This window comes from Streptomyces toyocaensis, assembly GCF_000725125.1.
Classification (GTDB): Bacteria; Actinomycetota; Actinomycetes; order Streptomycetales; family Streptomycetaceae; genus Streptomyces; species Streptomyces toyocaensis.
Genome location: NZ_JFCB01000026.1, coordinates 78,080 through 98,497, shown reverse-complemented (window position 1 = coordinate 98,497; position 20,418 = coordinate 78,080). Strand labels below are relative to the sequence as shown.

Annotated in this window: 17 protein-coding genes and 1 pseudogene; 10 read left to right on the top strand and 8 right to left on the bottom strand. The window is 72.1% G+C overall.

Annotated elements, in window-relative coordinates:
* Position 1 precedes the first annotated feature (1 nt).
* From BU52_RS24525 to BU52_RS24515, 3 genes and pseudogenes are all read left to right on the top strand, one after another.
* Positions 2 to 452, top strand: a pseudogene (locus tag BU52_RS24525) (hypothetical protein); the annotation flags it as partial.
* Entirely contained in the window at positions 419 to 1,753 is a 1,335-nt protein-coding gene (locus tag BU52_RS24520; protein WP_037938063.1) for a pectate lyase family protein, read from the top strand. The pseudogene BU52_RS24525 and the gene BU52_RS24520, both read left to right, overlap by 34 nt.
* 80 nt (positions 1,754 to 1,833) lie before the next feature.
* A complete protein-coding gene (locus BU52_RS24515) occupies positions 1,834 to 2,946 on the top strand; it encodes a pectinesterase family protein (RefSeq protein ID WP_037938061.1) in 1,113 nt (370 codons plus the stop codon).
* 386 nt (positions 2,947 to 3,332) lie between these two features.
* Here the strand turns inward: BU52_RS24515 and BU52_RS24510 are convergent, their stop codons facing one another.
* The 3 genes from BU52_RS24510 to BU52_RS24500 all read right to left on the bottom strand — a co-directional run bounded on the left by BU52_RS24510 (position 3,333) and on the right by BU52_RS24500 (position 6,144).
* Positions 3,333 to 4,790, bottom strand: a complete 1,458-nt coding sequence (locus BU52_RS24510) for a peptidoglycan D,D-transpeptidase FtsI family protein (protein ID WP_037938059.1) — start codon at positions 4,788 to 4,790, stop codon at positions 3,333 to 3,335.
* Positions 4,791 to 4,893: 103 nt separating this feature from the next.
* On the bottom strand, positions 4,894 to 5,367 hold the full coding sequence (locus BU52_RS24505; protein ID WP_037938057.1) for a GNAT family N-acetyltransferase: 474 nt from the start codon (positions 5,365 to 5,367) through the stop codon (positions 4,894 to 4,896).
* Between the two features lie 3 nt (positions 5,368 to 5,370).
* Complete coding sequence (locus tag BU52_RS24500; protein ID WP_037938054.1) at positions 5,371 to 6,144, bottom strand: IclR family transcriptional regulator; 774 nt, start codon at positions 6,142 to 6,144, stop codon at positions 5,371 to 5,373.
* Between the two features lie 141 nt (positions 6,145 to 6,285).
* On the opposite strand from BU52_RS24500, the gene BU52_RS24495 reads away from it, so the two are divergent.
* The 4 genes from BU52_RS24495 to BU52_RS24480 all read left to right on the top strand — a co-directional run bounded on the left by BU52_RS24495 (position 6,286) and on the right by BU52_RS24480 (position 10,663).
* On the top strand, positions 6,286 to 7,815 hold the full coding sequence (locus tag BU52_RS24495; protein WP_078903427.1) for an aldehyde dehydrogenase (NADP(+)): 1,530 nt from the start codon (positions 6,286 to 6,288) through the stop codon (positions 7,813 to 7,815).
* A 297-nt stretch (positions 7,816 to 8,112) separates the two neighbouring features.
* Positions 8,113 to 8,721 carry a DUF1349 domain-containing protein gene (locus tag BU52_RS24490; protein WP_037938051.1) on the top strand — a complete coding sequence of 203 codons (609 nt, stop codon included), beginning with the start codon at positions 8,113 to 8,115 and terminating at the stop codon, positions 8,719 to 8,721.
* Positions 8,722 to 8,803: 82 nt separating this feature from the next.
* The gene (locus BU52_RS24485) at positions 8,804 to 9,514 is read left to right on the top strand and encodes a DsbA family oxidoreductase (RefSeq protein WP_037938050.1); all 711 of its coding nucleotides are present in this window, start codon (positions 8,804 to 8,806) and stop codon (positions 9,512 to 9,514) included.
* A 96-nt stretch (positions 9,515 to 9,610) separates the two neighbouring features.
* Complete coding sequence (locus BU52_RS24480) at positions 9,611 to 10,663, top strand: aminotransferase class V-fold PLP-dependent enzyme (protein WP_037938048.1); 1,053 nt, start codon at positions 9,611 to 9,613, stop codon at positions 10,661 to 10,663.
* Positions 10,664 to 10,740: 77 nt separating this feature from the next.
* Here BU52_RS24480 and thpD read toward each other — a convergent pair whose 3' ends face one another.
* The 5 genes from thpD to BU52_RS24455 form a co-directional block, all read right to left on the bottom strand.
* Positions 10,741 to 11,640, bottom strand: coding sequence for an ectoine hydroxylase (gene thpD, locus BU52_RS24475; protein ID WP_037938045.1), 900 nt, complete (start codon positions 11,638 to 11,640; stop codon positions 10,741 to 10,743).
* A gap of 6 nt (positions 11,641 to 11,646) precedes the next feature.
* Positions 11,647 to 12,045, bottom strand: a complete 399-nt coding sequence (locus tag BU52_RS24470) for an ectoine synthase (protein ID WP_037938044.1) — start codon at positions 12,043 to 12,045, stop codon at positions 11,647 to 11,649.
* Between the two features lie 35 nt (positions 12,046 to 12,080).
* Entirely contained in the window at positions 12,081 to 13,352 is a 1,272-nt protein-coding gene (gene ectB, locus BU52_RS24465; RefSeq protein ID WP_037938041.1) for a diaminobutyrate--2-oxoglutarate transaminase, read from the bottom strand.
* A gap of 74 nt (positions 13,353 to 13,426) precedes the next feature.
* Entirely contained in the window at positions 13,427 to 13,933 is a 507-nt protein-coding gene (gene ectA, locus BU52_RS24460) for a diaminobutyrate acetyltransferase (protein WP_037938039.1), read from the bottom strand.
* 401 nt (positions 13,934 to 14,334) lie between these two features.
* Complete coding sequence (locus BU52_RS24455; protein WP_037938037.1) at positions 14,335 to 15,435, bottom strand: aminotransferase class V-fold PLP-dependent enzyme; 1,101 nt, start codon at positions 15,433 to 15,435, stop codon at positions 14,335 to 14,337.
* Between the two features lie 162 nt (positions 15,436 to 15,597).
* On the opposite strand from BU52_RS24455, the gene BU52_RS24450 reads away from it, so the two are divergent.
* The 3 genes from BU52_RS24450 (at position 15,598) to BU52_RS24440 (ending at position 20,368) form a co-directional block, all read left to right on the top strand.
* Complete coding sequence (locus BU52_RS24450) at positions 15,598 to 18,060, top strand: phospholipase D-like domain-containing protein (RefSeq protein ID WP_037938036.1); 2,463 nt, start codon at positions 15,598 to 15,600, stop codon at positions 18,058 to 18,060.
* 124 nt (positions 18,061 to 18,184) lie between these two features.
* Entirely contained in the window at positions 18,185 to 19,276 is a 1,092-nt protein-coding gene (locus tag BU52_RS24445; RefSeq protein ID WP_037938033.1) for an amidohydrolase family protein, read from the top strand.
* Between the two features lie 153 nt (positions 19,277 to 19,429).
* Entirely contained in the window at positions 19,430 to 20,368 is a 939-nt protein-coding gene (locus tag BU52_RS24440; protein ID WP_157847911.1) for an SCO1860 family LAETG-anchored protein, read from the top strand.
* Positions 20,369 to 20,418: the final 50 nt, after the last annotated feature.

Sequence of the window (20,418 nt, the reverse complement as noted above, 5' to 3'; positions counted from 1 at the left end):
CGAGGGCGCCCGGGCCCGGGGCGCCGAGCCCGTGCCGGCCACCACGGCGGCGGTTCGACGCGGACGGGCGTGCCGTGCCCAGCCACGGGGGGTACCCCGCGGCGACGCGGGCGCCGGCGCGCGAGGAGCGGGTCCCGCTGCTCGACGTCCAGGCGCTGCCGCCGGCGCTGTGGCGGGAGCTCGGGGCCGAGGGGACCAAGACGTACTCCCACTGGACGGCGACGAAGCAGGACAACACGCACGTCGATCCGCCGGGCGCGACCGCCGTGGCGCGACTGGTCGCCCGGGAGCTGCTGAGCACCCGGGTGCTCGCACCGCGCGACGTACGGCGGCTGGACGGCCGGGTCCCCGGGTCCTGGATCACCCGGCCGGAGCCCGTGGCGCAACACCCGAACCCTGGACGAAGGAGAGCAGCACCGTGCAGAGAACTGAATGGCATGCGCATGCCATAGCGAGAGCCGTCTCGGTGGCCGGCTGTGCCGCCCTCGTGCTGGCACTGACCGGCACCGGAGCCCAGGCCCACTCCCCGTCGCACCACCCCCGTGACCCCGCCCGGCAGACGCTGGGCGCGGGCGACGGCTGGGCCTCCCACGGCACCGGCACGACCGGGGGCGCCGCCGCGGACGCCGAGCACGTGTACACCGTGACGGACTGGGCCGGGTTCAAGGCGGCCCTGGCGGACGGCGGCGACGCCCCGAAGATCATCAAGGTGAAGGGCACCCTCGACGCGGTCTCCGAGGGCTGCGAGGCGTTCGCCGCGCCCGGGTACGACTTCGACGCCTACCTGGACACGTACGCGCCGGAGACCTGGGGACTGGAGCGGGACCTGAGCGCCGAGCCGGACGACAGCCCGGAGGGGCTGCGCAGGGCGTCCGCCGCCGCCCAGGACACCGCCGTCAAGGCGAACATCCCCTCCAACACCACGGTCATCGGCGTCGGCAGGAACGCCGGCATCAAGGGTGCCGGCCTGCAGATCAAGGGCGTGCACAACGTCATCGTCCGCAACCTCACCCTGGAGAGCCCGGTCGACTGCTTCCCGCAGTGGGACCCCACCGACGGCAGCCGGGGCAACTGGAACTCCGAGTACGACACCGCCGTGGTGCACGGCTCCACGCACGTGTGGCTGGACCACAACACCTTCACCGACGGCGAGCACCCCGACAGCGCGGCCCCGACCCACTTCGGCATGCTCTACCAGCAGCACGACGGAGAGCTGGACATCGTCAAGGGCGCCGACCACGTCACCGCCTCCTGGAACGTCTTCACCGAGCACGACAAGACGATCCTCATCGGCAACAGCGACGGCGAGTCCACCGCGGCCGGCGACCGGGGCAAGCTCAAGGCGACCTTCCACCACAACCTGTTCTCGCACCTGGTCGAGCGCGCGCCGCGCGTCCGCTTCGGGCAGGTCGACGTGTACAACAACCACTTCGTGGCGGACACCGGCTACTCCTACAGCTTCGGCATCGGCAAGGAGTCGCAGCTCGTCGCCGAACACAACGCGTTCACCCTGCCGGAGGGCATCGGTCCGTCGAAGATCCTCAAGCGGTGGAACGACTCACCGCTCACCGCCGCGCACAACCTGGTCAACGGTGAGCGGGTCGACCTGATCGCCGCGCACAACGCGGAGCTCCCCGGCACGCCCCTGCGGTCCGGCGCCGGCTGGACCCCCACCCTGCGCACCGCGGTCCACCCGGCCCGGGCGGTCCCGGTGCTGGTCAAGTACGGCGCGGGAGCCGGCCGCATCCGCTGACCCCGCCCCTCGTCCGGCCGGTGCGGCCCGCCCCCACTGCGGCCCGCACCGGCCCGTCCCCCTGTCCAAGGAGCGACCGCATGCCCTCTCCCTCGTCCCGAAGGTCCTTCCTGCTCACCGGCGCCGCGGCCGGCACCGCGCTCGCCCTGTCCGCCGTCCCGGCGCGGGCCGGCGGCCGGCCGCGCGGCCCGTTCGGCCGCTTCGGCTCACCGTCCGACCGGCTCACCCCGCAGACCCTGTACGTCCACCCGCGCGGCGCCGGTGACGTCACCGGCCTCCAGGCCGCCGTGACCGCCGCGACCGGCACCGGACGCACCCTGGTCATCGCGCCCGGCGTCTACCGCGAGACGGTCTCGGTCGACGCCGACCGTACCGGGATGACCTGGATCGGCGCCTCCGAGAACCCCCGCGACGTCGTCATCGTCCACGACAACGCAGCCGGCACCCCCCGGCCGGACGGTTCCGGCACCTACGGCACCTCCGGCTCGGCCACCACCACCGTGCGCCCCGACGGCTTCACCGCCCGCTGGATCACCTTCGCCAACGACTGGCTGCGCGCCGACCTGCCCGGCACCAGCGGCACCCAGGCCGTCGCACTCAAGGTGCAGGGCGACCGCAGCGCCTTCACCCACTGCCGGTTCCTCGGCCACCAGGACACCCTGTACGCCGACACGGCCTCCCTGGACACCTTCGCCCGCCAGTACTTCGCCCACTGCTACGTCGAGGGGGACGTCGACTTCGTCTTCGGCCGCGCCACCGCCCTCTTCGAGCACTGCCACTTCCGCACCCTGATCCGTCCGGACCTCACCGCCGCCCCGCACGGCTTCGTCTTCGCGCCCTCCACCGCCGGTGCCAACCCCCGCGGCTACCTGGTCACCCGGAGCAGGATCAGCAGCGAGGCCCCGGACGGCTACTACAAGCTGGCCCGCCCCTGGGTGCCCAGCTCCGACCGCACCGCCCGCCCCATGCTCACCGTCCGGGAGACCCGCCTCGGCGCCGGCATCGACGCGGTCGCGCCCTACACCGACATGGCGAGCGGCCACCCCTGGCAGGACCAGCGGTTCGCCGAGTACCGCAACACCGGTCCCGGCGCGGTGATCACCGTGCCCGGGAACCGGCCCCAGCTCACCCGCGCCCAGGCCGCCCTGCACACCCCCGGCACCCACCTGGGCGACTGGCGGCCCCGCGGGTGACCTCCGTACCCGGGCCGCCCGGGTTGCTGCGGGCGCTCAGGGACGACCTGACGTTCCCGCCGGCCTGGGGCACCTCACCCGTCCGCGACTTCGAGGGGTGGCGCCGGGCGGCCCGGGCTCAGATGGAGGAACTCCTCCTCGTCCCACCGCACTGCCACACCCCCTACGCGCCCGAGTACACGGCCGGACCCGAAGCGGACGGGGACGGCCGGGAGCCGGTGACACCGTGGGAGAGTCGTTGCGTCTCTTGGTCGCCGCCGCCGGGGTCGAACGTCGTTCGAGGAACGGTCCCCCGGCATCGAAGGGAACGGTCGCCCCGGTGACGGGCCGCCCCCGGGGGGAAGGGGGCGGCCCGTCCGTGAAGACGCCTCCGTGTGCGGGCGGGTTCAGTCCCGCAGCGCCGCTTCCATCGCCGCCCTGGCGACCGGGGCCGCCAGGCCGTTGCCGCTGACCTCCGAGCGGGCCGCGTCGGACTGCTCCACCACGACCGCCACGGCGACCTCCCGGTCCGAGGACTCCGACCGCGCGTACGAGGTGAACCAGGCGTACGGCGTCCTGCTGTTGTTCTCGCCGTGCTGCGCGGTGCCCGTCTTCCCGCCCACCACGGCGCCGGGGATCCGCGCGTTCGACCCGGTGCCCTCGTCGACGACCGTCTCCATCGCCGACCGGAGCTGCTCGGCGGTCGAGGAGCTGACGATCCGCTCCGTGCCCGCCTCCTCGTCGTAGTCCTTCAGCACGTCACCGCCGCTGTCGGTGACCCGGCTGACCATGTGGGGCATCGCCTGCTTCCCGCCGTTCGCGATCGCCGCCGACACCATCGCCATCTGCAACGGGGTGGCGGTCACGTCGAACTGGCCGATGCCGGTCAGCGCGGTCTGCGACGGCTCCATGTCCGAGGGGTAGACGCTGGGGTGGGCCCGCACCGGCACGTCCTGCGTCCCGTCGTTGAAGCCGAACCTCTCGGCCATCGCCCGCACCTTGTCCTCGCCGAGGTCGACGGCCATCTTCGCGAAGACGTTGTTGCAGGAGTACTGCAGCCCGACCCGGATCGAGGCGTTCTCACAGGGCGCGTCCGGGTTCTCGTTGGTGAGGTCCCTGACCGTGCCCGGCAGCCGGTACGGGTCGGGGCTCTCGGTCCTCTCGTCGACCGACCGGTACAGCCCGTCCTCCAGCGCGGCCGCCGCGACCACCAGCTTGAACGTCGAGCCCGGCGGCAGCGGCCGGCGCAGCGCCCGGTTGGTGAGCGGCTTGTCCGGGTCCGCGTTGAGCCTCTTCCACGCCTCACCGGCGGTGTTGGCGTCCGTCAGCGACGTCGGGTCGTACGACGGGGTCGACACCACCGCGAGGATGCGGCCCGTGCCCGGGTCGATCGCGACCGCCGCGCCCTTCTTGTCGCCGAGCGCCTCGTACGCCGCCTTCTGCACCGCCGGGTCGATGGTGGTCACCACGGTGCCCGGACCGGCCCGCCGGTCCGTGACGGTGTCCATCACCGTCCTCAGCCGCGGGTCCGTGCCGTTGAGCAGGTCCGCGTAGATGCCTTCCAACTGTGTCGGCGCGTACGCCTGCGAGGCGTAGCCCGTCACCGCCGCGTACAGCGGGCCGTTCCCGTACGTGCGCTTGTACGCCAGATCGCCTCCCTCCGTCCGGGCCGAGCCGGTGACCGGCTCCCCGGCCACGACGATGTTCCCGAGCGGCTCCGCGTACGTCTCGATCGCGTTGCGCCGGTTGTCCTTGTCGTCCGCCAGTGCCCGGCCCTCGTAGAACTGCACCCAGGTCGCCCTGATCAGCAGGGCGAACACCAGCAGCAGCGTGAAGACCGAGGCACGCCTGATCGTCTTGTTCATCGCGTCCGGACAGACGAACGACGGGGGCCGAGACGTTCCTTCACGGCCGTTTTCTCATCGGACGTTCATCGAGCCCGCCGACGTCGCGCGGGGGAGTGCCGGGTCAGCCGTGCAGGGTGAGCACCAGCTCGTCGATCTCCGCACCGCGCGCCGACGCGTACCCCGTGGTCCGCGCGGAGACCTCGAAGCCGCACCGCTCCAGCACCCTCCGCGAGGCCGCGTTGTCCGCGGCCACGCGCGCGTACAGCGGGCGTTCGGCCACCTCGGCGAGCAGACCGCGCAGCGCGGCCGTGGCGACGCCCTTGCCCCAGTGGGCGCGGTCGACCCGGTACGTCACCTCGCGCTCACCCGGTCCGCCGTGGACCGACACGTGTCCCACCACGTCGCCGTCGCCCGGCACCGTGCGCACGACGATCTCCGGAGAGCTGCGGATGCGCGCCCAGCGGGCGGCGAAGCGGTCCCGGTCGGCCGGGTCCTCGGGGGTGAAGGCGGCCCTGTGCAGCGCCTCCGGGTCGTTCGACTGCCGGGGGAAGACGGGCAGATCGCTGTCGTGCACCGGGCGCAGGGCGACATTCACGGGTCAGAGCCTCCGGGTGGCCAGGGTGAGCCGGTCGCGGGCGTCGAACAGGGCGTCCTTGACCATCTGCTCGTGCGCGGGGGTGAGCCGGGCCACCGGCACCGAGCAGCTGATCGCGTCCCGGGCGGGGGTGCGGTACGGGATCGCCACACCGAAGCAGCGCAGCCCCAGCGTGTTCTCCTCGCGGTCCACGGCGAAGCCCTGCTCCCGTACCAGGCGCAGCTCCTCGATGAGCTTCTCCCGGTCGGTGATGGTGTGCTCGGTCAGGGCGGGCAGCGCCTCCGGGAGCATCTTGCGCACCTGCTCGTCGGAGTACGTGCTCAGCAGCGCCTTGCCGAGCGACGTGGAGTGCGCGGGCAGCCGGCGTCCGACCCGGGTGAACGGCCGCAGGTAGTGCTGTGACTGACGGGTGGCCAGGTAGACGACGTTGGTGCCGTCGAGCCGGGCGAGGTGGATGGTCTCGGTGGTGTCGTCGGAGAGCCGGTCCAGCGTGGGCCGGGCGGCCGCGACGACCTCGTCGCCGTCGATGTAGGACGTGCCCACGAGCAGCGCCCTCACGCCGATGCCGTACCGCGTGCCCGTGGCGTCCGTCTCCACCCAGCCGAGGTCCACGAGCGTGCGCAGCAGCATGTACAGGCTCGACTTGGGATAGCCGACGGCCTCCTGGACCGCCGCCAGGGAATGCATGCCGGGGCGTCCGGCGAAGTATTCGAGCAGTTCAACGGTCCGCACCGCGGACTTGACCTGCGCCCCGCCGCCTGTCTCGCCAGCCGACATCGCCCTTGACCCCTTCGTTCGCCGGGAAATAGTCTCCCAGCACATTCATCTACACAGACGGCGTTCAGTATATCGAACGCCGCTGAGGGGTGACGTACATACTGCGGCATTGCATGCGGCATTCAAGTGGAGGGACCCGCGGTGGCAGCAGCACCAGTCTGGAGTGTCGACCCCCGAACCGGGAAGCAGCGTGAACAGGTTGCGGTGGAGGCCACAGCCCAGGAGGTGGACGCCGCCGTCCGCGCCGCGCACGAAGCGCGTGGCGCGCTGACGGACCGCGGTGTCCGCGCGGCCTTCCTGCGCACGGCCGCCGACGAACTCGAGGCCGCCCGGGACCGGCTCGTCGAGGCCGCCGACGCGGAGACCGCGCTCGGCCCGGTCCGGCTCACCGGCGAACTCGCCCGCACCTGCTACCAGCTGAGGGCCTTCGCGGGCATCGTCGACGAGGGCGCCTTCCTCGACGTCGTCATCGACCACCCCGACGACACCGCTACCCCGCCCGTCCCGGACCTGCGCCGCTACAAGATCCCGCTGGGCGCCGTCGCCGTCTACTCGGCCTCCAACTTCCCCTTCGCCTTCTCCGTGGCCGGCGGCGACACCGCGAGCGCGCTCGCGGCCGGCTGCCCGGTCGTCGTCAAGGCCCACCCCGACCACCCCGGACTGTCCGAGCTGGTCGCCAAGGTGCTGCGCCGTGCCGCGGCCCGGCACGACGTCCCCGGGGGCGTGCTCGGCCTGGTGCACGGCTTCGAGGCGGGCATCGAGCTGATCAAGCACCCGCTGGTCGCGGCGGCCGGCTTCACCGGCTCCGTCCGCGGGGGCCGGGCCCTCTTCGACGCGGCCGCCGCCCGTCCCGTCCCGATCCCCTTCCACGGTGAGCTGGGCTCGCTGAACCCGGTCGTCGTCACCGAGGCCGCCGCCGCCGAGCGCGGCGAGGCGATCGGCGCCGGCCTGGCCGGTTCGATGACGCTGGGCGTCGGCCAGTTCTGCGTCAAGCCGGGTCTGGTCCTCGCCCCTGCCGGCCCGGCCGGCGACGCGCTGCTGAAGTCGCTGACGGACGCCGTCAGCGACACCGACGCGGGCGTCCTGCTCGACCACCGGATGCGCGACAACTTCGTGGCCGGTGTCGCCGAGCGCGGGCAGCTGCCCGGCGTGGAGTCCCCGGTGACCCCTGGCGCGTGCGGCGCGCACACCGTCAGCGCGGGCTTCCTGACCGTCCCGGCGAGCCGGCTGGCCCGGGAGGGTGAGCACGACCTGCTCCTGGAGGAGTGCTTCGGGCCGGTCACCGTGGTGGCCCGCTACGAGGACGACGCCGAGGTGCGGAGCGTGCTGGCGCGGCTGCAGGGCAACCTCACGGCGACCGTGCAGCTGTCCGCCGAGGAGGCGGCCGGGGAGGGCCGCGGGGCGGAACTGGTGCGCGAGCTGACGCCGCTGGCCGGGCGGGTCCTGGTCAACGGCTGGCCGACGGGCGTCGCGGTCGCCCCCGCCCAGCACCACGGCGGCCCCTACCCGGCGACGACCTCCACGTCCACGTCGGTGGGCGGCACGGCCATCGAGCGGTGGCTGCGGCCGGTCGTCTACCAGGGCGCGCCCGAGGCGCTGCTGCCGGCGGAGCTGAGGGACGACAACCCGCTGGGACTGCCCCGCAGGTTCAACGGCCGACTGGAATCCTGACCCCCCCCTTACGCCCGGCCCGGCCACTCGGCCTGGGCCCGGCACATGCCTGCCTCCGCCCGCTGCCGGGACGGGCGGACGTGCGGTGCGGGTCCGGCCCGGGAGCCGCCCGCGGCCTTCGCGTCCGTCGGGCCCGCACCGGCCTCCGGCCGCACCGGTGCGCGGGAACCGCCCCGCCCGCGCCCCGTCGCCGTGTCCGGTCCCGGCCGGGAGGGGCGGACGCGAGGCGTCCGTCGTGGCGGCCGGGGAGGTGCCCCCCGGCTGCCGGCGCCGGGTGTCACCTGGGAGGATCCCGCCATGGACCTGGACATCCCCGAACTCCCCTTCCCGCTGCGCACCTACGGACCGGAGGGCTCCTGGTCCCACGAGGACGGCGTCCTGACCGGATGGGCCGGCCCCCGGCAGGACCGCTTCGTGCCGCCCACCGGTGAGGCCCTGGACCCCGCCGCCGACGCGCCGCGCCTCCTGGGGGCGCCGGAGGGGGACTTCCAGCTGATCGCCCGGGTCACGGTGGGCTTCGCCGCCTCCTTCGACGCGGGGGTCCTGTACGTCCACGTCGGTGAGCGGGCCTGGGCCAAGCTGTGCCTGGAGTACTCCCCGGACGTCCCCACGGTCTGCACGGTGGTCACCCGGGGGCATTCCGACGACGCCAACTCCTTCACTGTGGACGGCAGTTCCATCTGGCTGCGGGTGAGCCGCACGGGCCGTGCCTTCGCCTTCCACGCCTCGCGTGACGGCGAGCGCTGGACCTTCGTCCGGCTCTTCACCCTCGGCGACGAGAAGGAGACCGGAGCCGCGTTGGTCGGCTTCATGACCCAGTCCCCGATGGGTGAGGGCTGCGTGGTGACGTACGACCACCTTGAGTACCGGCCCTACTGGCCGGACGACCTGCGGGACGGCAGCTGAGGGAATGAGGACGGCTGCTTGAAGGTTCACCGAGGTGCGGAGGGAGTCTCCGCAGCCGCACGACCCTGGAGAGAGCCGGCCCATGCGCGTCGAGATCTGGAGCGACATCGCCTGCCCCTGGTGCTATGTCGGAAAGGCCCGCTTCGAGAAGGCGCTGGCCTCCTTCCCGCACCGTGAGCAGGTCGAGGTGGTGCACCGTTCCTTCGAGCTGGACCCGGGGCGTGCCAAGGACGACGTCCAGCCGGTGATCGCCATGCTCACCGGGAAGTACGGCATGAGCGAGGCGCAGGCCGAGGCGGGCGAGGACAACCTGGGCTCCCAGGCCGCCGCCGAGGGCCTGCCCTACCGCACCCGCGGCCGTGACCACGGCAGCACCTTCGACATGCACCGCCTGCTGCACCTCGCCCGCGAGCAGGGCCGCCAGGCGGAGCTGCTCGACCGGCTCTACCGGGCGAACTTCGCCGAGGAGCGGTCCGTCTTCAACGACGACGAACGGCTCGTCGGGCTCGCGGGCGACGCCGGCCTCGACACCGGGGCCGTACGCAAGGTGCTCGCCGACCCGCAGGCGTACGCCGACGAGGTCCGCGCCGACGAGCGGGAGGCCGCGCGGCTCGGGGCGCGCGGCGTGCCGTTCTTCGTGCTCGACCGCACGGTCGGCGTCTCCGGCGCCCAGCCCGCCGAGGTCTTCGCCCGGGCGCTGTCCCAGGCCTGGGGCGAGCGCGCGCCGCTGACGACGGCAGACGACGGTGCTCAGGCCTGCGGCCCGGACGGATGCGCGGTGCCTCAGCCGTAGAATTCGCAGGTCAGCACCTATGCATAAGGGCTCCTTCGAGGTATCACGCAGAATCCGGCCATGGACGGGGACTTCCCGGGACCGCAGAGTGGTCCCATGGAGACCTTCGAGAACCTCGTCCGTGCCGAGTTCACCCCGAAGAACACCTACCTGAACACCGCGAGCAACGCCCTCCTGCCGGCCCGCACCGTGACCGCGCTGCAGGACGCCGCCCGGATCCGCGCGGAGGGCCGCTCGCTGGACCCGCTGTTCGCGGACGTCGAGGCCTGCCGCGCCGCGTTCGCCCGGCTGGCCGGCGTTCCCGTCGAGCGGGTCGCGGCGGGGGCCACGGCCGCCCTGCACACCTCGCTCGTCGCGGCCTCGCTGCCGCCGGGCGCCGAGGTCCTCACCGTCGAGGACGACTTCACGTCCGTGCTCAACCCGTTCCACACGCGCGGTGACCTCAAGGTGCGGTCCGTGCCACTGGAGCGGCTCGCCGACTCCGTCCGGCCGGGCACCGCGCTGGTCGCCGTCAGCGCCGCCCAGTCCGCCGACGGCCGGGTCGCCGACCTGACCGCGCTGCGCGAGGCGGCCCGGGCGCACGGGGTGCGGACCTACGTCGACTTCTCCCAGGCGGCCGGCTGGCTGCCGGTGGACGCCGGCGCCTTCGACTACTCCGTCTCCATCACCTACAAGTGGCTGCTCGGCCCGCACGGCGCGGCGTTCCTCGTCGTGCCCGAGGACCTCGGCGATCTGCCGCCGGTGCAGGCGAGCTGGGTGGCGGCGGAGCACCCCTGGGCCAGCTGCTACGGACCGGTCGCCGAACTCGCGCACTCGGCCCGGCGGTTCGACTCCAGCCCCGCCCTGTTCACCTACGTGGGACTGCGTGCCTCCCTCGAACTCGTGGAGGAGATCGGCGTGGACGCCGTCCGCGCCCACGACCTGGCCCTCGCCGACCGCTTCCGCACGGGGCTCGCGGACCTGGGCCGCACCGCCGTGCCCGCGCCCGGTTCACCGATCGTGTCCGTGCCCGGACTCGGCAGCCTGCAGCCGGAGCTGGCGGCGGCCGGCATCCAGGTGTCCGACCGGGCGGGCCATCTGCGGGCGTCCTTCCACCTCTACAACACGGCCGATGACGTGGACCGGCTGCTGGAGGCGCTGTCCGGCTGACCGCACCCGGGCACACGACAGCGGGCCGGTGCCTCCTGTCCCACACGAGGAGGCCCGGCCCGCAGTCCGTGATGCGCCTACTTCACCGGAGTGAAGTCCCGCGCCCCGATGTACTCAGGACGCCGGACCGGCGCGGCGAACGGCTCGACCGCCGTGTTCTCGACGCTGTTGAACACGATGAACACGTTGCTGCGCGGGAACGGCGTGATGTTGTCGCCGGAACCGTGCATGCAGTTGCAGTCGAACCAGGTGGCGGAGCCCGCCTTGCCCGTGAACAGCTTGATGCCGTACTCCGACGCCATCTTCGTCAGCGCCTCGTCGGACGGCGTCCCCGCGTCCTGCATCTGCAGGGACTTCTTGTAGTTGTCCTTCGGCGTGGCCCCCGCGCACCCGAGGAACGTCTTGTGCGACCCCGGCATGATCATGAGACCGCCGTTGGTGTCGTAGTTCTCGGTGAGCGCGATCGAGACCGAGACGGTGCGCATGTTCGGCAGGCCGTCCTCGGCGTGCCAGGTCTCGAAGTCCGAGTGCCAGTAGAAGCCGCTGGCCCCGAAGCCCGGCTTGACGTTGATCCGCGACTGGTGGACGTACACGTCCGAGCCGAGGATCTGCCGGGCCCGCCCGACGACCCGCTCGTCGCGCACCAGGTTCGCGAAGACCTCGCTGATCTTGTGCACCTCGAAGACCGACCGGATCTCCTTGGACTGCGGCTCGACGATCGAGCGCTCGTCCGCGCGGATGGCCGGGTCGGTGACGAGCCGCTCCAGCTCGCGCTGGTACACGGCGACCTCGTCCGGTCCGATGAGCTGGTCGATGGCGAGGAAGCCGTCGCGGTCCAGGGCCTCGAGGTCACCGCGCGAGACGGGACCGGGCGTGTCGGGGGAACCCCAGACGACCGGGTCCTGCCGGGGAGTCGCCACCTCGGTGGCGCCGCGGGTGGGATAGAGGTCGGCGATGTTCGTGGTCGTGGTGGTCACGGTGACTCACACCTCCTCGGTGAGCAGCGGGTAGACGCCGTTCTCGTCGTGGTCCTCCCGTCCGGTGACGGGCGGGTTGAAGACACAGATGCAGTGGAAGTCCTCCTTGACCTTGAGCGTGTGCCGCTCGTGGCCGTTGAGGAGGTACATGGTGCCGGGGGTGATGTGGTACGTCTCCCCGGTCTCGCGGTCGGTCAGCTCGGCGTCGCCCTTGGTGCAGACGACGGCCTCGATGTGGTTCGCGTACCACATCGAGGTCTCCGTGCCCGCGTACAGGATCGTCTCGTGCAGGGAGAAGCCGACCTTCTCCTTGGCGAGGACGATGCGCTTGCTCTCCCACGTGCCGGACGCCGACTTCACGTGCCGGTCGGTGCCTTCGAGGTCCTTGAACGAACGGACGATCACGGTGTTGCGATGCCTCCTCGGCTCGGGTGCGTGTTTCAGGCGGTTTCGCGGACGGCGCGGGCGAGGGTGCGCAGACCCTCGTCCAGCTCGTCCGGGGTGATGGTCAGGGCCGGGAGCAGCTTGACGACCTCGCTCTCGGGGCCGGACGTCTCGATCAGCAACCCGAGTTCGAAGGCGCGCCGGGCGATCCGTCCCGCGCGCTCCTTGTCGTGGAACTCCATGCCCCACACCAGGCCGCGGCCGCGGTACTCCTTGACGTCGGCGAGGTTCTCCTCGGTGATGGCGATCAGCGCCTGCTCGACCTGCTCGCCGCGCGAACGGGTCTGCTTCTCCATCGCGGCCCCGTCGGCCCAGTACGCCTCCAGGGTCGCGGTGGCCGTGACGAAGGCGGGGTTGTTGCCGCGGAAGGTGCCGTTGTGCTCGCCCGGCTCCCAGACGTCGAGTTCGGGCTTGAACAGGGTGAGCGCCATCGGCAGTCCGTAGCCGCTGATCGACTTGGACACGGTGACGATGTCGGGCGTGATGCCTGCCTCCTCGAAGGAGAAGAAGGCGCCGGTACGGCCGCAGCCCATCTGGATGTCGTCGACGATGAGCAGCATGTCCTGGCGTTCGCACAGCTCGGCCAGGGCGCGCAGCCACTCGGGCCGGGCGACGTTGATGCCGCCCTCGCCCTGTACGGTCTCGACGATCACGGCCGCGGGCTTGTTGAGACCGGAGCCCTGGTCCTCCAGGAGCCGCTCGAACCACAGGAAGTCCGGCACCTGGCCGTCGAAGTAGTTGTCGAACGGCATCGGCGTGCCGTGCACCAGCGGGATGCCGGCGCCGGCCCGCTTGAAGGCGTTGCCGGTCACGGCGAGCGAGCCCAGCGACATGCCGTGGAAGGCGTTGGTGAACGACACGATCGCCTCGCGCCCCTTCACCTTCCGCGCCAGCTTCAGCGCGGACTCCACGGCGTTGGTACCCGTCGGGCCCGGGAACATGACCTTGTACGGCAGGTCGCGCGGGCGGAGGATCCAGTTCTGGAAGGACTCCAGGAAGGCGCGCTTGGCCGTCGTCGACATGTCGAGACCGTGCGTGACGCCGTCCCGCTCCAGGTAGTCGATCAACGCCCGTTTCAGCACGGGGTTGTTGTGCCCGTAGTTGAGAGAACCGGCTCCGGCGAAGAAGTCGAGGTACTCGTGACCGTCCTCGTCGTACATGCGGCTGCCGTGCGCACGGTCGAAGACCGCGGGCCAGCCGCGGCAGTAGCTTCGCACCTCGGACTCAAGGGTTTCGAAGACGCTGAGGTCGGGCTGGGTAATGGTCACGGCGAATCGCTCCTCGGTGGCGTGGGAGGTTAGAGGGAGTCGGAAGATCAGGGAGGGGCGGGGCGGCCGGCCGGTCAGTGCGCGAGCGGCCCGATGCGGTACAGGACCTCGGGGTCGTGCGGCCCGTCGGGGAAGTCGCCGGCCTCGAACAGCACCTCGCGCTCCAGCAGGGCGCCGTGGCGCTCCGCGAACGCGGTGAACAGGCGCTCGGACGCGGTGTTGCCCGGTGTGATGGTCGTCTCGACGGTGTCCACCCCGTGCTCGGCCGCGGTCCGGGCGGCCAGACCGTCGAGCAGGGCGGCGGCCAGGCCGCGGCCGCGGTACGACGCGTCGACCGCGACCTGCCAGACGAGCAGGGTGCGCGGACTGTCGGGCCGCAGGTATCCGCTGACGAAGCCGATCGGCTCTCCGCTCTCGTCGCGAGCGACGGCCGAGGTGGCGGCGAAGTCACGGCACCACAGCAGATAGCTGTACGACGAGTTCAGGTCGAGGACCTTCGAGTCTTTGGCTATCCGCCACAGCACGGCTCCGTCCGCCACGGTGGGGCGGTCGATTTGCAGGTCTGCTTGTGCGGCAGTCATGCGAATTGAACTTACCGAGGTAAATTCAAGATTGCATCTTCTGCAGGGGTTTCGCGCGAGCAGGATCTATGTTATCGCGCGAGCGTGTGGGTCTGCGCGAGATCTTGAAGATATGCACCATTTGCCCTGGTGGAAAGAGTACATATCGGACTCGATGTGTAACCGGTCACAACTGTGTAACTCCGGTGACGGTCCCGCTTCCGCTTCTCTGAATCGTAGCGTTTAGGGCCCGGGAAACCGGGCAGAAGATGACGGGAAGCTACTGTGCAAGGCAGTGGGTGAATAAGCAAAAGAATGCCGCGAGAAAATCTGTATGAAGGATTCAGATAATCCCACGGAATTCAGGCCCCGGCCACTCGGCCGTCATGATCCGGCAGCAACGGGCGGGGCCTGCCCCCGGGTCAGCGCCAGGCCGCTTCCGCAGCCCGCAGGGCGCCGGCGGCGTCCACGTCGAGACCCTTCTCCGCGAGTGCCGCCCCCAGTGCCACCAGGCTCGCGCGCACCGCGCCCGGCGTCGCCTCGGGACCGTAGTGGTTGACGCGGATCATCTCCGCGGCGAGGGCGCCGCCGCCCGCGGCCAGCGGAAGGGCGGGGTCGGCGGACAGGGCGCGGGCCACCAGGTCCGCCGCCACCGTGCCGGACGGCGCGCGCAGCGTCGTGGCGACCGGCGCGGCCTCCGCCGCGTCACGGACGTACGGCTCGAGGCCGCCGCCCAGCGCCAGTGCCCCCGCCCGCGTCGACGCCGCGGCGGCGGCGTGGCGTGCCATCACCGCCCGCGGGCCCGCCGCGTCGATCCGCTGCACGCACGCCTCCAGCGCCAGCATCTCCAGCTGGGCCGGCGCGTGCGGCAACGCCTTGCGGCCGCCGTCGATCCAGCGCTCCTTCCAGTCCAGCAGCGAGAGGTAGGAGCGGCGCGGCGCGCGCGGGTTCGCCGCCATCCGGGCCCACGCGCGCTCGCTCACCGACACGGCCGACACCCCGGCGGGGCCGCCCATGGCCTTCTGGGCGCCGATCACGCACAGGTCCACGCCCCACGTGTCGGGCAGCACCGGCTCCGCCCCGATCGACGCCACCGCGTCCAGGTGGAACAGCGCTCCGTGCGCCCGCACCACCTCGCCGATCTCCGCGACCGGGTTGGTGTTCCCGGTGGCGGCCTCCGCGTGCACCAGGGAGACGAAGTCGATCTGCGGGTGCTCCGCGAGGGCGTCCCGGACCTGCCCGGCCGTCACCGCCGTGTGGAAGGGCACCGTCAGATCGATCACGGTGGCACCGCAGTCCCGCAGCCAGTCGCCGAAGGTCTGCCCGTAGGGGCCCGTGATGACGTTCAGCGCGGTGGTGCCGGGGCCGGCGGTCCCGCGGATCGCGCCCTCCAGCGGCAGCAACGCCTCACCCTGCATGATCACGACGTCCTGCCGTGTGTTCAGCAGCCGCGCCACCCGGTCCTCGATCGAGGCGAAGCGCGCGGGGCTCAGCGGGGGCAGGTCGAGGAGGAGGTGGGTCACGGCGGTGCTCTCTTCCCTCAGGGACGCGGTACGCGCATGCGAGCCTAACCGGTCCGTTCCGGGCCGCCGCCGGGGACGTCCGGAGCTCCGCTTTGATCATGACCGTGGGCGTCAATAGGGTGTCGCTCCTGTGCCGGACCCTCACCTCAAGGATGCGTTCACGTGCGAAGACGAATACGGCTCGCGGGCTCCCTCGCCGTCCCCGCCCTGCTGGGCCTGTCGCTGCTGGCTCCCACCACCGCCCACGCGACGGACGTGACGTCGGGTGACTACAAGGCGGTGTTCAACTACACCAAGCCGGGCAGCAGCACCCTGGACCACTCGATCCTGAACGACCTCGCCGGGCTCGTCGACCGGGCGGCGCCCGACTCCACCATCTACATGGGGATGTACTGGTTCGGTCTCCCGGAGCTGAAGACCAAGATGCTCGCGGCGCAGGACCGCGGGGTCACCCTGAGGATGGTCTCGGAGAAGCGCAACGAGTCCATCAGCGTGCCGTTCACCGCCGACGAGCTGAAGGGCGGCTCCACGTGGACGTGGTGCACCAACAGCTGCCTCGGTAACGGCCCGGACGACACCACGGCCATCAACCACGACAAGTACTTCGTGTTCACCGCCCTGGACGACGGGCGGAAGAACGTGGTCTGGCAGAGCTCGCAGAACATCCACGTCGGCCAGTCGGGCGAGCTCAACAACGCGCTGGTCGTCTCGGACAACGCGACCCTGGCCGGGCGCTACGTCGCGCACTTCCGGGACCAGGTCGCCCACGCGGGTGACTCGCTGCACACCACCTACGACCACACGACCAGCGACCCGGACGCCCCGGTCGAGGCGTTCTTCTTCCCGCGCAACACGTCCTCGGACGCCTCGCACTACGGGAACGCCGATGTCGTCGCCTCCTTCATCGACGACGTGGACTGCGCCCGCGCCGGCCGGATCCGGATCTCCGCCGCCGAGCTCGACGAGCGCAGCACCCGCCCCGCGATCTTCACGGCCCTGGAGGCCAAGCAGGCGGCCGGCTGCACCATCGAGGTCAACGGCCGCGACCTGAGCGACCCCAACGGTGACGGCGACAACGCGGGCGTGAACGAGCTGACCGGGCTGAACATCCCCGTGTACGCCAACCGCCCCGGCGGCTGCCGCTACTCGACGATCACCTGCAACCGCGGCACCACCCACTCCAAGTACCTGCTCACCGAGTGGCAGAAGTCCGACGGCACCCAGGTCCGGCACGTCTACACCGGCTCGCACAACTGGACCAAGGGCGCGCTCCAGCGCAACGACGAGACGCTGCTGAGGATCGACGACCCGACGATCTACCAGGCGTACGTCGACAACTTCGACGCCGTCCGGCAGGGCACCTACGACATCGACTCCGCCGTGTACGGCTCCACCGCCCAGCACTACTCGCGGGTCAACGTGCAGGCCGCCGGGGACCAGCACTACAGCGCGGTCGCCTCCGGCGGCACCACCACCGGCACGTACACCGCGGTGGTCTACGAGGAGGGCGACCGTCACGACGCCTCGGACACCGAGCTCGGTACCGACGTGTACATCCGCATGTACAAGGACGGTGTGCCGCTGTGGACCGAGAAGAAGCTCAGCACCAGCGGGACCAACACGACCTGGTCGAACCAGAAGCCCGACGTCGGCGTCGACGACGAAGGCAACGCGATCGTCGTGTGGACCGCTGACGACGACGGCAACAAGTACGGGGACATCGCCGTGCGCAGGGTCGCCCCGGACGGGACCGTGACCACGCTGCCGCGCCCGCACGCCTCGGGCAGCGGCGACCAGCTCCGGCCGACCGTCGCCGTCGCCGGCGACGGTGGCTACACCGTGGCCTGGGAGTCCACGGCCGACGGGTCGACGCTGAACCAGGTCCACGCGAGCGGCTGGTCCGGCACCGGGGCCCTGCGCTACCAGGACGTCCAGGTCAGCACGATCAACTCCGGCGCCGCAGGCGCCAACCGGCGCCCGGACGCGGCCATCGACGACGCCGGCCGGACGGCGATCGTGTGGGAGGACGACGCGGACGGCAACGGCGGGATCAACATCGGTCTCGCCGAGCTGAACGCCTCGGGCGGCTTCGCCGTCGCGCGCAAGGTCGCCAACTCGCTCACCGACGGCCAGCAGACCAGGCCCGCGGTGGCGGTCACCGCCGACGGACGGATCGTGGCCGCTTGGGCGGACGAGTACACCACCGGCACCGGCACGGTCGTACGCGAGGACCGGGTGTACCACCGGACGTTCTCGGCGGCCGGTGCGGCGAACGGCGCCGAGGCACGGTCCACGCCGGACACCGCACAGGTGCCCTCCGGCCGTCCCATCGGTGCCCAGAGCGATCCCGACGTGGCGGTCTCCGACGGTGGTGACTTCGTGGTGACCTGGAGGGAGGCCTTCGTCGACGGGTTCGACGACGTGTGGGCCCGCGGGTTCGGCTTCGACGGCACCACCACGGGACGCCTGCCCGCCCTGCGCATGAACGTGGTGTCGGGCGGCGGCCAGGGCGGTCCCGCGGTGGCCCTCGCGCCGAACGGCCGGCTGTCGCTGACGTACTCGGACGACTACGACGGGAACAAGTTCAACGAGATGCGGCTGCGGGACGCCTTCGCCAACAAGTAGGCCCCGGCGGCCCGGACCGCCCGCGCGGTCCGGGCCGCCGGCGGGTGCCCGCCGTGGCGGAGGCGGAGGCGGAGACCTGGACCGGGTGGGGACGTCCGAGTGATGCCTGACTAGGGTGCGGTGCATGAGCGAACGCGCGGTGCTGCACGTGAAGGGGCGGATCCTCGTCGGCCCGGACGAGGTCCGTGACGAACTGTGGGTCGTCGGCGGCCGGATCACCTACGACCGTCCGCCCGGCGCCCGGGACGTCCGCACCGTCGACGGCTGGGTGCTGCCCGGTCTTGTCGACGCCCACTGCCATGTCGGCCTCGACCGGCACGGCGCGGTCCCCGAGGACGTCGCCGAGAAGCAGGCGCTCACCGACCGCGACGCCGGCGCCCTGCTGCTGCGCGACGCGGGCTCCCCCTCCGACACCCGCTGGATCGACGACCGCGACGACCTCCCGAAGATCGTCCGGGCCGGACGGCACATCGCCCGCACCCGCCGCTACATCCGGAACTACGCCTGGGAGGTCGAACCCGAGGACCTCGCGGCGTACGTCGCGCAGGAGGCCCGGCGTGGCGACGGATGGGTGAAGCTGGTCGGCGACTGGATCGACCGCGACCTGGGCGACCTGTCGGCCTGCTGGCCGCGGGGCGCGGTCGAGGCGGCGATCGCCGAGGCGCACCGGCTGGGCGCCCGCGTCACCGCGCACTGCTTCGCGGAGGACTCCCTGCGGGACCTGGTCGAGGCCGGCATCGACTGCGTCGAGCACGCGACGGGGCTGACCGACGAGACCATCCCCCTCTTCGCCGAACGGGGCGTGGCGATCGTCCCCACGCTCGTCAACATCGCCACCTTCCCCGCGCTCGCCGACGGCGGCGAGTCCAAGTTCCCCCGCTGGTCGGCCCATATGCGCAGGCTCCACGAACGCCGCTACGACACCGTGCGTTCCGCCTACGACGCGGGCATCCCCGTCTTCGTCGGCACGGACGCCGGCGGGTCGCTCCCGCACGGCCTGGCAGCCGACGAGGTGGCGGAGCTGGCCAGGGCCGGCATCCCGGCCGTCGAGGCCCTTGCCGCAGGCACCTGGGCGGCCCGGAGGTGGCTCGGCCGCCCCGGCCTGGAGGAGGGGGCACCGGCGGACCTGGTGGTCTACGGCTCCGACCCGCGCGCGGACCTGCGCGTGCTGGCGGATCCGCGCCGGGTGGTGCTGAACGGGCGCGTGGTCGGGTAGGAACGCGCCCCGGTGGGACGCACGAGGGTGACGGCGGGGAACAGCCGTACCCCGTGATTCGAACATGTCCGCCGGTTCTCCACGAAGGAGTGAAGAGCCGGCGGATCGCTGACGTCCCGCCGCGCGCGCGGACATTCTTGCCGGGTCCCAGTCATGTCCCATGGGGGTCCCACCACCGTGTACACCATCAACGCCCTTATGCCCGCGCGCCGTTGGGCCGCCGTCGCCGCGGCCGCCGCCCTCACCGCGGGTCCCGCCGCCCTGGCCGGGGCGGGCACCGCGCACGCCACCGGGGAGCACGGCAGCGCGAGCGCCGCCGTGCTGCGCACCGGGCTCGACGTGTCCCTGCTCAACAAGACCGTGCACGCCCCGCTCGCCGTCACCCTCAACGAGGTCCGGGCACCGCGGAGCGCGCGGAAGACGGCCCTCACCGCGAGCCTGGACGGCGTCGACGGCGGCAAGCCGTTCAGCGTGCTGCGGGCGGAGGCGGCCGACGCCAGGGCGACGGTGAACGGCGGGCGGGCCGAGGCGTCCACCACCCTCGCCAAGGCCCGGATCCACGTCCCCGGTCTGCCGCTGCTGTCGGTCGTCGAGCTCGAGACGATCGCCTCCAAGGCCGTCTGTGAGGCGGGGAAGCCCCCGCACGCCTCGGCGACCCTGCCGGCCTCGGTGACCGTCCTCGGCAAACGCGTCACCCTGACCTCCGGCGGTCCCACCCATGTCGAGGTGCCGGGCGTGGGCACGGTCCGGCTGGCGCTGTCCGAGACCGTGACCACGTCGACCACGGCCGCGGCGACCGCCCTCCGGCTCCAGGTCTCCGTGAACCCGCTGAAGCTGAACGTCGCCGAGGTCGACGGCACGCTCACCCTGGCCGAGGCCAAGTGCCAGACGCCTGACGCCTCCGAGGCCCAGGAGGAGGCCGCCGGCGCGCACCCGCAGGGGGCGCGGGCGGAGCGGCCGGAGCCGAAGGCGGCCAACCTCGCCGAGACGGGCGGCGACTCGATGACGCCCTACGTCGCGGGCGGCGCGGTCGCCCTCCTCGCGGCGGGCGCCGGAGCGGTGGCCCTGTCCCGCCGGGGCCGCGGCAACTGACCCCCTCGGACGTTGGAGGGGCTGACATTCAGCCCCTCCGGCGTTCGAGG